Here is a 12,920-nt window from a genome sequence, read left to right on the forward strand (position 1 = left end):
TCGATTTTAGAGTATCTCATGTCTTTCTGCATAAACGATGTAGTATCGTGGTGTAAAAAATCTCAACAGGGGTCTAAACCCTATTTTATTAACAGGATGAGTCCATGAATCTCTTGCAATTATGGTCCAACCTGCTTTCTCAAGTAACCAATCAAATTGCCAATCTTCAAATTCGTGATAGTGTCTATCCCATGGATCTGTTTTGCTTTTGTAAGCACTAGAAAACCACAAACGCAAAGGAACGGAAGCTACAATTTTTGTAGCCTTAATATCTCTCAATACTGTAAACGGTGAGAGTAAATGTTCAAAGATTTCAAAGGCTGTAACGACGCTTGCGGTGCTTTCTTTCAATGCAGAGGTATCAAAGTCTAAATCTTCTCCAGTAGTGTTTTGAACATCATAACCTTCCATTTTCATAATTTCTGAAAAAGGATTTTCTACACCTAAATCTAATACGGTAGTGGGAGTAGGGGTATGCTTTCTTAGGAAACTCAGCGTTTTTTCAAATCTTTTGTGCGGAAAAGTGCCTTCGTACATAGGATGCTTTTTGTTAAAAAAAATCAACGGTGCCGAAATATAGAATTTATAATTTATTTTTCATTGCATTTGAGCAAAAAAGGAGAAGCATATTGCTTCCCCTTAGTAAATAATAGTTTTTAAAATGTGATTAGTTACACAACGTGTTGTATTCATATACATGAAGTGCAAATTGTGACCATTTTACTTTCTCACCGTACTTTTCAATTAACTCAGGACAGTCCGCAAAATACATCGCGAACTCTTCGTCGTAATCTTTCTTCTTAAGACGAACAGCAACCTTTTCGTTAGCTTTCTTAACATAATAAGATTTTGCAATTCCACCGGCTTTAAGTGGTCCAACACCTATACTCATAGTTTCACCAGCCATAGGGTCTTGATATACTTTAATTTTATCAGAAAAATCAGGGTTTACCAACTGCATCATTAGATTTCTGGTTTTTTTCTTTACACGAACATCAGAATTTTCGAAATAAGCATAACCATCCTTAAATAAGTTTTGATCTAGATCCTTATTTTTCCATTGTTGAGAATCTGTAGCCATATCCATAAACCTACCCAGTTTTGCTAAACCACTTGGAGGTATGTAAAGAAAATTAATATTCTCTGGTTTGATTTTAATTTTATTGTTTTCCAGATCTCTAATTTTGATGCCCTCAATCAGTCCCTTTTTGTAATCCAAACTTTTTAAATTACCCTTTTGTACCGTTCCATCCATCATATGCAGATAAGTGGTTTTTTTCTTAGAGAAATGATTAAAACCAGGTTGAAAGTTTTGAGCTTCGATTGAAGTGCCTGTTCCTATGATAGTAAGGAGAAATAAAATAAAGATCTTTTTCATAAATTAATTTTAAATTTAAGCAAATATAAACCTTCATATCATAAAACAGCTACATTATCCAATTTTGTTAATATTCAGTTAATTCAAATTATTAATTTCTTCATTACTAAGTTTAACTTGAATAACAGTAGCAATTGATAATGCATTGGTTTTAATACGTTGCGCATTAATCCCTTGATATAAATGATCTACAGTCTTGTTAAAGAGAGTAAGCCAAATTTCAAAATGAGATGCTTTCAGAGGGAATTTTAGATTGAGGTCCTGATGAATTTTCATAACATTGTTACGATATGAACCTGTTCGCAATACATTCATTTCCCAAAAATCAACTATAATTGGCAAATGTTTATTGATATTGAGCTGAGCGATATCAGTAAAAATAAATCCAATCTGTGGATCCGCCAAAACTTCACCATAAAAAGAATTCATTAAAAATTCTAAATCTTTTCTACAGATAATATCAGATTTCATTCTTTTTGTTTTGCTATTAACAGTTCTCTTAGTTCTTGTTGCTTCTCTCTTTCTATAATTTTTTGATGAGCAAAAGCAAAGATAGCATTTTCAATGGCTTCATTTTCACGCTCACCAGAAAGGATATAGGATATAGTGGCTTTAGAGTAGGGCCTTCCTTGTGAGGTTACAATATTGTTTTTTTTGAGATGCTCTTGGATTTTTTTAATGTGCTTGCTTCCTAAACTATTTATTATAGCCGAGCGTTCTGTTTGCGTTATCATGATAGTTGGCTAATGTTAAAATGATGAGTATATTTGTGAACGAAATGTTGAGGTTTCGGTATACAATATTATGTAAAATATTGGATTTTTACAAATTTTAAACTACTATTTTGGACAAAAAAGATAATATTTTAGATAGAGTCATTATTTTTGCAGAGTTTTTGGGGTATAGTTTGCGTAGCTTCAGTTTATCGATAAATGCAAGTCCAGGGTATTTACACCGGTTGCAATCCTCTAACAGTAATATTGGAGGTGATTTTATAGAAACAATCATTAGTAACTATGAACAATTAAATCCTGTATGGCTAGTTACAGGTAAGGGTAATATGTTATTAGATGAGTATATAGCTGGAGTAAATGAGTCTGATATTGGATATACTAAAAGAGATTTTTTGAAAGAAGCTTTATTACATTATTTAGAAGATGAGGATGTAAGAGATAAAATTAAGGATATATTTGTTGCCTCCTCGATAGGTGAAGATGAATAAATTGATTGAGGATTTTTTGTAAAACAAAGGCGGGATCTTATACGTAAGATCCCGCCTTTGTTTATGTAATACAGGTATTATACTTCGTCCATATAGGCTTCTATGGGTTCACAAGTACAAATAAGATTTCTGTCTCCATATGCATCATCCACACGACGTACTGATGGCCAAAATTTATTTTCAGCTATATAGGATAGTGGATAGGCAGCTTGGGATCTAGAATAAGGAAAACTCCAGTCATCTGCTGTTACCATGGCTAATGTATGAGGTGCGTTTTTAAGCATATTGTTTGTATCGTCTTTGGTTGCATTACTTATTTCTTTTCTAATTGATATTAATGCATCACAAAAACGATCTAATTCTGCTTTACTTTCACTTTCTGTTGGCTCAATCATAACAGTACCTGCTACGGGAAATGAAACAGTAGGTGCATGAAAACCATAATCCATTAAACGTTTTGCTATATCGGTCACTTCTATTCCATTGGCTTTAAATGGACGACAATCAACAATCATTTCATGAGCAGCTCTACCACGTTCTCCCGAGTACAATGTGCTATAATGCCCATTTAAACGCTCTTTAATATAATTGGCATTGAGGATTGCATATTCTGTAGCATTTTTTAATCCTTCGGCGCCTAGCATTGTGATATATCCATAAGAAATTATGCACGCTAAAGAAGAGCCCCATGGTGCTGCAGAAATTGCCGTAATAGCATGATCTCCTCCTGTTTCGATAACAGGGTTTCCTGGTAAGAAAGGAACAAGTTGTGCTGCTACACATATTGGGCCTACTCCTGGGCCTCCGCCTCCGTGGGGTATAGCGAAGGTTTTATGTAAGTTAAGATGACAAACATCAGCTCCAATAGCGCCTGGGTTAGTTAGTCCTACTTGAGCATTCATATTGGCGCCATCCATATAAACTTGTCCGCCATTCTCGTGTATAATTGACGTTATCTCTTTAATTGCTGATTCGTATACACCGTGTGTTGATGGATAGGTTACCATTAAAGCAGCCAAATTATCTTTATATTTTTCGGCTTTTTCGCGCAAATCGTTAATGTCAATGTTACCTTCTTCGGTAGCTTTTGTTACAACTACTTTCATGCCAGCCATAACTGCCGAGGCAGGATTTGTTCCATGGGCAGATGATGGGATCAAACAAATAGTACGATGATGATCGTTACGTGATTCATGATATGCTCTAATTACCATTAGACCAGCAAATTCTCCTTGCGCTCCAGAGTTGGGTTGCAAGGATGTTCCTGCAAAACCTGTAATTTCGGTAAGTTGATTTTCTAACTTTGTTAGTAACTCTTGATATCCCTGTGCTTGCTCGACAGGTACGAATGGATGTATATTACCCCATTGTGGGTCACTTAATGGCAACATTTCGGCGGCGGCATTAAGTTTCATGGTACAGGAACCTAACGCAATCATGGAATGATTAAGTGAAAGATCTTTACGTTCCAGTTTTTTGATATAACGCATTAACTCAGTCTCCGAATGATAGGAGTTGAATACTGGGTTGGTTAAAAAATCTGTAGTTCTTGTCAGGTTTTGTGGGATAGTGCTATCGACTTCTATTGTATCATCTATTATTATAGTTTCTTTATTAAAAGCTTCTGCAAAAATTGAAATTATAACGTTTAGGTCTTTAACCGTAGTGGCTTCATTAAAAGATATAGATACAGTATTTTTATTTGGATAAAAGAAATTCACCTGCTTTGCTTCTGCAAGTGATTTTATTTTTGCAGCATCTGCGGTAATACGAATAGTATCAAAAAATGTAGTATTGAGTTGCTCAAATCCTAACTTTTTGAGCGTTTTGTTAACTGTGTTTGCATAGGTATGTACTTTATTTGCTATATAACCGAGTCCTTTTGGACCGTGGTAGACAGCGTACATACCAGCCATTACCGCTAATAAAACCTGAGCGGTACATATATTTGAGGTTGCTTTGTCTCTTTTAATATGTTGTTCTCTTGTTTGCAGCGCCATACGTAGCGCTCTATTACCATTCATATCTTGGGTTACACCAATAATACGTCCAGGGATATTACGTTTGTATTCTTCTCTCGTCGCAAAATAGGCTGCATGCGGTCCTCCGTAACCTAGTGGTATCCCAAAACGTTGCGTTGTACCAACAACTACATCAGCGCCAAAGCTCCCTGGGGATTTTAAAGATACCAGGCTTAAAATGTCTGCGGCAACAGCAATTTTGATTTCTGCAGCATGTGCATTTTCTACAAATGAGGCATAATCATAAACTTCTCCTGATTTTCCAGGGTATTGAAGTAGTGCGCCATAAAAATCTGATGAAAAATCAAAAACTTCATGATTACCAATAACCAATTCTATAGCTAATGGAATGGCTCGCGTTTTTAAAAGTGATAAAGTTTGCGGAAGAATATCTTCTGAAACGAAAAACTTATTACATTCTTTTTTCTTTTGATCGCGTGATCTACCCGCATATAACATAGTCATGGCCTCTGCAGCAGCAGTACTCTCATCTAACAATGAGGCATTGGCAAGCTCCATCCCTGTAAGGTCACAAATCATGGTTTGGTAGTTTAATAGAGCTTCTAATCTACCTTGAGCTATTTCTGCTTGGTATGGCGTATATGCTGTGTACCAACCCGGATTTTCTAAAATATTACGTTGAATTACGGCAGGGAGACTTGCTTCGTGATATCCAAGACCAATATAGGTTTTAAAAACACTATTTTTTGCAGCTAGTTCTAAAAGATGAGCAGCATATTCCTGTTCGCTTAAAGCCTCATCTAGTTGAAGTGGTTTTTTTAATAAGATATCATCTGGAACTGTTTCGTAAATTAGCTGATCAATACATTCAGCTTTAACAGTGTGTAACATGTCTTGTAAATCCTTTTCGGAAGGGCCAATGTGGCGAAGTTTGAATGAATCAGTTTTCATACGCTAAAAACAGTTGTGTTTGAGTCGGCAAAAGTACATATTTAATTAAGAAAATTTAGATTCTTTTATAAATACAAAGTGTAAGTTTTCAACCAAAAATGTGGGTTATTAACAGAGATCGTTTAATTTGCAATGTGAAGCAATTACAGGTTATTTTCAGATTCTATATTAATAGTAGCATTCATGTTGCTATTGCCACTTGTTCGTTAGTTATTTTAACTCAACTCAAGTTTGGATTACCATGGGATACTACGCTTTTACTATTTATATTCTCGGGGGCTATTACAGGCTATAATGTGGTTAAATATGCGAGTGTTTCTAATCTCTATCATCAACGTCTGACCAAATCGATGAGAGCTATTCAAATTTTTACTGCATTAGCAATAGGTTCTTTTGTAGGAAGTATGTTTTATATTAATGTACATACATTACTTTTTATGATTCCAGTCATTTTGTTGACAGGGCTATATGTGTTACCTATTTTTCCGAAAGGGAAAAGTTTAAGAAATATTGCAAGAGTCAAGATTTATATTATCGCTTTGGTTTGGTCAATAACTACCGTTATTATTCCTATAGAAATGGCAGAGAAGAGTTTTTCTTTTTTAGGATGGGTAGAAACACTACAACGCTTTTTGTTAATTATAGTCATAATGCTTCCGTTTGAAATAAGAGATCTTCAATATGACGATATTTCTTTGCAGACAGTACCTCAATTGGTAGGTATAACCAATACCAAAATTTTTGGAAGTATACTTATGATTTTATTTTTGTTGTTAACACTTTTAAAATCAAATATTCAACTACATGAGATGTATAGTACCTTATTGATAACTATAGTGATCTTATTTTTTTTATGGAATACAAGAAGAAAACAGTCCCTTTATTATTGTTCTTTTTGGGTAGAAAGTGTGCCGTTGTTTTGGTTGCTTTTTTATTTGGTTTTAAATCAGACATAAATGTTATCTCAAAGCAAGATGAAAAGAAGTTTTTATGACTCGTGAATTCGCTCTTTCAAATTTTTTTTCATTAATCTTTTATCTCCTTCGGAAAGCTCTTCTATTTGAAATCTTTTTAAGAATCGTGTGAGTTTCGCATTGCGTGAAGAGTATGAGCGACAAGCCTTACAAAAAATTAAATGGATATTAAGTTGAATTTTTTCTATTAATGACGCTTCTTTATATTGAGTTTTATCGCAGCAAAGTGCAGCTTCGTTGCAACTAACAAAAATTTTTTTCTTTTTACTCATAATAACTATTTAAACCAATTGTTTTCTAAACATGAAGCCATCGCTGTACGAGCTCTGTGTATGATAACCCATAGGTTAGACGCTGTAATACCGTATTCATTACAAATAGCTTCGGTCTCAAATCCTTCGATAGTTTTAAGCCTAAAAATATCTGCTTGTTTTTCTGGGAGCTTATCCAAGCATTCATAAATTGCTTTGCCCAGTTCGCTATTTTCAATTTGGTTTTCTACGTTTGATTCAAAAGGATCGGCTACCTTTTCTTCTAGCCAGTCTCCACCAGTATCGGTATCTCCACTAGGAGATATACGTATTTCTGCTCTTCCTTTTTTACTATTACTTTTACGATAATAATCGATTATTTTTCTTTTTAAAATAGCAATTAACCATGTTTTCTCGCTCGCTTCTCCTTTAAAATTTTTCATAGACTTAAGACCAGCAAAAAAAGTTTCTTGTACAAGATCTTGAGCAATTTCTCTACTGGCTACACGAACGATGGTGTAGTTGTATAAGTAAGTACTGTACTTATCTACCCATGTATTTGGGTCTATTGAGTTTGTGGGCATATTTAAAAAGCTAGATTTCAAAAATAGGATAAAATCTTCGAAGGGATCAAAAGAATCAAAGTATTAAGAATCTGTTAACAAATGTTTATAGGAGACGATCATTTTGTATTGGCAAGCCATTGCAATAGCATTTTTTGAATTCGAGTATGCTCCTGAGTGCCTATAAGATTAAACAATTTATCTATATCCTTTGTTATGGTAAGCAGGGCTTGTGTCTGTTTTATAAATTCTCTTGTTTCAGATGTGCCGTCTTTTTTTATTTGAGAAATTTCATTTAAAGTAGCGAGAGCTGGTTTTATTTCTCTTTTACTTCGCTCATTAGCTATTTGTCTAGCCAACGCATATACATCTTTTTCGGCGATAAAATATTCCTTACGTTCACCCATCTGGTTTTCTTTATAAATTATTCCCCAGTTTATTAGAGCTTTTAAATTCGTGCTTGTACTCCCACGTGAAATTTTTAACTGCTCCATAATTTCTTCCATACTCAAAGGTTTTGGTGATATAAAAAGTAATGCATGTATTTGTGCAGTTGTTTTATTAATACCCCAAGAATCTCCTAACACTCCCCAGGTTTGAAGAAGTTGTTCTTTTGCTTCTGTAAAATCCATAGGTAAATATAAGTAAAATCACTAATGTTTCAATCGTAGCTGAAAGTTTATTCTGGGGATTATGCAGTTATTATTTTGTGGGATACCCATCGTGATAAAACAGCGATTTTGTGTAAGTTAGTGATCGTATAACACAAACTCTTTTAACATGAAAATAACCAAAACTTTTCTGTCATTGTTTATTGCTTTGACATTTTTTTCAAACAGTAATGCACAACAAGAATCATCTATGTTTTATGCTACGATTCAAACAGTTGATGCCAACGAACTTCAAGAGCAACATCCAGAGATGATCAAAGTAATTACCTCTGCCAATGGATTTAGTGCCGTAAAACTCACTAATGATGCTGCAGAGTTTTTACATGAAAAGGTACTCGCTCATGGACCTGGCTTTATATATGAGTCTTCAGAAAAATCAGCTATTGCCTCTTTAGATAAAATGAAAGTTAATCAATTACAGCGTGTTGCAGCTTCTTTTGAGATCACACAGCAAACTTTGGTGAATCAAAGTTTAGGCTTGGTAAATAATATAAATATTGCCAATCAAATTCAGGAACTTGAAAGTTATGGTACACGCTACCACACAACCAATAGTGCGCGTCAAGCGGTGTTAGATTTAAAAACTAAATGGGAAAATCTTGCTGGAAACCGGTCAGATGTTTCTGTGAGAATCGTAAACCATAATAGTACGGCTATGCCATCTGTAGTTATGACAATTACGGGTACCGAAGAACCAGATAGTTTTGTGATTGTTGGAGGACACATAGATTCTACCGCTAGAGGTAATAACAATAATGCTCCTGGAGCAGATGATAATGCGTCTGGTATAGCAACAATTACAGAAGCTGCTAGAGTATTATTTGCAATGAATTACCGACCAAAGAGAACGGTAGAATTTATGGCATTTGCTGCCGAAGAGGTAGGTCTACGTGGTTCTAAAGAAATAGCTGAGGACTACAAGCGAAGAAATGTGGATGTAGTAAGTTATTTACAACTGGATATGACCAATTATAGAGGTTCGTCAAGAGATGTTTATGTGTCTACAGATTCATATAACTCGTCTAGCTTAAATAATTTTCTTATCGAATTGATGGATTATTATAACACTTCGGGAGCACATCAATTTACGTATGGAACCACGATCTGTAATTATGGTTGTTCTGACCATTATAGTTGGGCACAACAAGGATATGAAGTTGCTTTTCCATTTGAAGCGACCTTCTCTCAAAGTAATCCTTATATACATACAACCAATGATACATTTGATCGTTCACCAACGGCGAATGCAACCCATGCGGCAAAATTTGCTAAACTTGCCTTAGAATACCTTATTGAAATTTCAAATGATGTGTCCTCGGGAGGATCGAACAACTGTACCAATGCTATAACCTCTTTTCCATATGCGCAGAGTTTTGAAAATAGTTTGGGTGATTGGACACAATCCACAAGTGATAATTTAAACTGGACCATTGATGCCAATGGAACACCATCTACAGGAACAGGACCTAGCTCTGCGGCGCAAGGTAGCTATTATTTGTATGTTGAAGCATCAGGAAACGGTACTGGTTTCCCTAATAAAAGAGCTATCTTAAATTCGCCTTGTTTTGATCTTAGCACTACCTCTGGAGCTTCTCTTAGCTTCTCCTATCATATGGTGGGTAATGCTGTTGGTTCTTTAAATATAGAAGCAAGTTCTAATAACGGGGCATCATGGACTTCAATATTTAGTAGAACTGGATCTCAAGGAAATGCTTGGAATGTAGCAAATGTTAATCTTTCTGCTTATGCTGGAGGTAGTTTGAATCTTAGGCTTAATGCTGTTACTGGGTCTAGTTGGCAAGGGGATATTGCTATAGATAATATCCAGATTTCATCTTCTTCAAATGCTGTATCTTCTTTAAGATGTGATGAGGTACAATCATTTTCTTCAAAAGCTGCCTACACTATAGGAGACCAAATGAGCCTAGAGGGTAAAATATATACAAAACAGGCTTCTGGCTGGATAGTACAGGGAACATGTACAACAGTTGCTACTGCGGGCAATAAAAATGCGGACAAAGTATTTACATTATCTCCTAATCCAGTAGGTTCTGATTACTTAAATATAACGTTAGTCAAAGTTCAAAAAACACAGTTTACTGCGTTGATCTATGATGCGTCGGGGAACGTCATAAAAGAAGTTCGAACTCGCTCCAAAGTCACTCAGATTGATATGAACGGTTTGTCGTCTGGAACCTATTTTGTATCGCTATTTGATGGTACGAATAATTATACAAAGCAATTTGTGAAAAAATAAATGTCTTAACGAAGTTCACTATCAAAGAAGGTGAGCTTGATAACCACAATCTACTGTTGTTATCAAGCTCACTTTTCTATTATATGAGACCTGCTCGACGCAAAAGAGCTTCGGGGTTTGGTTCTTGTCCTCTAAATTTTTTATAGAGAACCATAGGATTTTCTGTTCCACCTTTGGATAAAATGAACTCCTTAAATTTTGAAGCGATTTTAGAATCAAAAATGCCATGTTCTTTAAAATACTCAAAAGCATCTGCATCCAATACCTCTGCCCACTTATACGAGTAGTACCCTGCAGAGTACCCGCCTTGAAAGATATGAGAAAAAGCTGTACTCATACAATTAGACATGACATCTGGGTAGAGCGATGTTTCAGAAAAAACAGCAATCTCGTGTTTTTTCACATCAGTTATAGATCTCGGATCTGCTGCGTGCCAAGACATATCTAGCAAACCAAAACTTAATTGTCTTAGGGTTGCCATTCCTTCTAAAAAAGTTGCAGAATCCTTAATTTTTTTTACTAAGGTCATAGGGATTGTTTCTCCCGTTTTATAATGTTTGGCAAATAAAGCAAGTGCTTCCTCTTCGTAACACCAGTTCTCGAGTATTTGACTAGGTAATTCTACAAAGTCCCAGAAAACATTTGTTCCCGATAGTCCTGGATAAGTTGTGTTTGCTAGAATCCCATGTAATGCATGTCCAAATTCGTGAAATAAGGTTGTTACTTCATTGAATGTAAGCAATGAAGGTTTGCTGGGCGTAGGTTTAGTGAAATTGCAAACAATTGAAACGTGGGGTCTTTCATTGATTCCATCTTTGACTAGTTGTGATTTGTATGAGGTCATCCAAGCTCCATTGCGTTTACCAGTTCTAGGATGAAAATCTGCATATAATAGGGCTATAAAATTTCCATTTTTATCGGTAATATCATAGGTAAGTACTTCTTCATGGTAGGTGTCAACGGTTTTGTTCTCTTTAAAATGAAGCTCAAAAAGCTTCGTAGCAATTGTAAAAGCACCATTAATCACAGTTTCCAATTCAAAATAAGGTTTTAATTTTTCATCATCCAGATCAAATAATTTTTGTTTTAATTTTTCTGAATAATAGGGCCCATCCCATTTTTGAAGTTGGTCAATATTATCAAGTTCTTTTGCAAATTTCTCTAAGGTTTCGAATTCTTTTTTTGCAGCAGGCTTTGCTTTGACTGCGATTTCATTTAAAAAGTCAAAAACTTTCTCTGGTGTTTGTGCCATGCGTTCTTCGAGAACAAAATGTGCGTGTGATGCATAGCCCAGTAATTGTGCACGTTCATATCGCAATGTTGCTATACGTAAGACATTTTGTTGGTTATCATGATCGTTGTTTCTAAAGGCGCGAGCACCAAAAGCTAAGGCGAGTTTTTTGCGTAATTCACGATTATTTGCATAGGTCATAAAGGGAATATAACTAGGATAATCCAGCGTTATGAGCCATCCTTCTTTATTTTTAGAATCAGCTAAAGCTTTAGCCGCCTCTTTGGCACCCTCTGGAAGCCCCGACAAATCATTTTCATCGGTGATTACTAATTCAAAATCATTTGTTTCAGCCAAAACATTTTCACCAAAAGTCAAGCTAAGTTTGGACAGTTCTGTATCAATCTCTCGTAACTTTAATTTACTTTCTTTGTCCAAATTAGCACCATTACGAGAAAATGATTTATACGTTTTTTCTAGTAATGTTTTTTGTTCCTCAGTAAGAGTTTCTTTAGTTCTATTATTAAAAACAGTTTGCACTCTTTGAAATAACTCTTCATTGAGTTGAATATCGTTACGTAACTCTGAAAGCATAGGTGCTACCTCTTGCGCAATTTCTTGAATTGCATCATTGGTCTCGGCACTGTTGAGATTAAAAAATATACTCGTTATCCTATCTAACGACTGTCCGCTATAATCTAATTGAGCAATAGTGTTTTCAAAAGAAGGAGATGAGGTTTGTGATACGATCTCATTTATAGCAGAGCGCGTTTGTTTTATCCCTTCTTTAATCGCTGGGGTGAAATGAGAAGGTTGTATTTTTGAAAAAGGAGCTGTATCAAATGATTGAAGTAACGGATTTTTTATCATAACAAGTGTTGTTTTGCATTTTGTCGATTAATTATGCGCTTTAACGGTAATCGGGTTTTTAAATTTACGACGAAAATCATCTTAATCTAATAGTTCTATAAATTTATCCCAGGTTTATACGTGTTGATCTTATCACAAAGATTTTAATTAATAACCAAGGGGGTATGAACATTAATCTTTTTAGTTGGTAAAGATCACAATTTTTGAAAGAGCTACTATTATAGTAGCTCTTTTTTCTTTGTTAAAAGTTGTTTTTCGCTATAAAATGTTTTTAACCTATTAATTCTTACATGTTTTTGTGTATTATATCGGTAAAAATTGCTTTTCATCGAAAAATTGACTTATTTTTAAAAAAAAGTAAAGTATTATAGTGCCGTAATGAAAGTAAGGTTTTACCTTTGTTATAGGTTTTAAGAGTAGGACCTTACAGTGAATTTTTGTGTAATATATTTAAGTTGGTTAATAAATATTGTTATATTCTATTGTAAGGTCTAAATGAAATGAGCTACCTCCCGGTAGCTCTTTCTGTTTTTAATTGGTACTCGTCTAGATTTATGGTATAAAAAATAG

General features: G+C 34.8%; 12 protein-coding genes. 3 read left to right on the plus strand and 9 right to left on the minus strand.

Going from position 1 to position 12,920, the window contains the following annotated elements; all coding sequences use genetic code 11:
• Positions 1-6: 6 nt before the first annotated feature.
• The 4 genes from ACE939_RS00095 to ACE939_RS00110 all read right to left on the minus strand — a co-directional run bounded on the left by ACE939_RS00095 (position 7) and on the right by ACE939_RS00110 (position 2,112).
• Positions 7-537: a methyltransferase gene (locus ACE939_RS00095; RefSeq protein ID WP_378186729.1), complete on the minus strand. Its 531-nt coding sequence runs from the start codon at positions 535-537 to the stop codon at positions 7-9.
• A 130-nt stretch (positions 538-667) separates the two neighbouring features.
• Positions 668-1,378, minus strand: a complete 711-nt coding sequence (locus ACE939_RS00100; RefSeq protein ID WP_378186731.1) for a hypothetical protein — start codon at positions 1,376-1,378, stop codon at positions 668-670.
• Between the two features lie 78 nt (positions 1,379-1,456).
• Positions 1,457-1,849, minus strand: a complete 393-nt coding sequence (locus tag ACE939_RS00105; protein WP_378186733.1) for a group III truncated hemoglobin — start codon at positions 1,847-1,849, stop codon at positions 1,457-1,459.
• Positions 1,846-2,112: a hypothetical protein gene (locus ACE939_RS00110; RefSeq protein ID WP_378186735.1), complete on the minus strand. Its 267-nt coding sequence runs from the start codon at positions 2,110-2,112 to the stop codon at positions 1,846-1,848. The genes ACE939_RS00105 and ACE939_RS00110 overlap by 4 nt, the downstream gene beginning before the upstream one ends.
• A gap of 110 nt (positions 2,113-2,222) precedes the next feature.
• On the opposite strand from ACE939_RS00110, the gene ACE939_RS00115 reads away from it, so the two are divergent.
• The gene (locus ACE939_RS00115; protein WP_378186737.1) at positions 2,223-2,600 is read left to right on the plus strand and encodes a hypothetical protein; all 378 of its coding nucleotides are present in this window, start codon (positions 2,223-2,225) and stop codon (positions 2,598-2,600) included.
• A gap of 77 nt (positions 2,601-2,677) precedes the next feature.
• Here ACE939_RS00115 and gcvP read toward each other — a convergent pair whose 3' ends face one another.
• Positions 2,678-5,533 (minus strand): aminomethyl-transferring glycine dehydrogenase, encoded by a 2,856-nt coding sequence (gcvP, locus tag ACE939_RS00120; protein ID WP_378186738.1) that lies wholly within the window; start codon positions 5,531-5,533, stop codon positions 2,678-2,680.
• A 134-nt stretch (positions 5,534-5,667) separates the two neighbouring features.
• Between gcvP and ACE939_RS00125 the strand changes: the two genes are divergently transcribed.
• A complete protein-coding gene (locus ACE939_RS00125) occupies positions 5,668-6,489 on the plus strand; it encodes a hypothetical protein (RefSeq protein ID WP_378186739.1) in 822 nt (273 codons plus the stop codon).
• 32 nt (positions 6,490-6,521) lie between these two features.
• On the opposite strand, the gene ACE939_RS00130 is transcribed toward ACE939_RS00125, so the two are convergent.
• From ACE939_RS00130 to ACE939_RS00140, 3 genes are all read right to left on the minus strand, one after another.
• On the minus strand, positions 6,522-6,779 hold the full coding sequence (locus ACE939_RS00130) for a hypothetical protein (RefSeq protein ID WP_378186741.1): 258 nt from the start codon (positions 6,777-6,779) through the stop codon (positions 6,522-6,524).
• A 5-nt stretch (positions 6,780-6,784) separates the two neighbouring features.
• Positions 6,785-7,342: a sigma-70 family RNA polymerase sigma factor gene (locus ACE939_RS00135; protein WP_378186742.1), complete on the minus strand. Its 558-nt coding sequence runs from the start codon at positions 7,340-7,342 to the stop codon at positions 6,785-6,787.
• Between the two features lie 98 nt (positions 7,343-7,440).
• Complete coding sequence (locus ACE939_RS00140; protein ID WP_378186743.1) at positions 7,441-7,953, minus strand: GbsR/MarR family transcriptional regulator; 513 nt, start codon at positions 7,951-7,953, stop codon at positions 7,441-7,443.
• A 148-nt stretch (positions 7,954-8,101) separates the two neighbouring features.
• Here ACE939_RS00140 and ACE939_RS00145 point away from each other — a divergent pair, with 148 nt between their 5' ends.
• Positions 8,102-10,249 carry a M20/M25/M40 family metallo-hydrolase gene (locus ACE939_RS00145; RefSeq protein ID WP_378186745.1) on the plus strand — a complete coding sequence of 716 codons (2,148 nt, stop codon included), beginning with the start codon at positions 8,102-8,104 and terminating at the stop codon, positions 10,247-10,249.
• A 79-nt stretch (positions 10,250-10,328) separates the two neighbouring features.
• On the opposite strand, the gene ACE939_RS00150 is transcribed toward ACE939_RS00145, so the two are convergent.
• Positions 10,329-12,350 (minus strand): M3 family metallopeptidase, encoded by a 2,022-nt coding sequence (locus tag ACE939_RS00150; RefSeq protein WP_378186746.1) that lies wholly within the window; start codon positions 12,348-12,350, stop codon positions 10,329-10,331.
• Positions 12,351-12,920 lie beyond the last annotated feature (570 nt).

This window comes from Aquimarina rhodophyticola, from assembly GCF_042434915.1.
Taxonomy (GTDB): Bacteria; Bacteroidota; Bacteroidia; order Flavobacteriales; family Flavobacteriaceae; genus Aquimarina.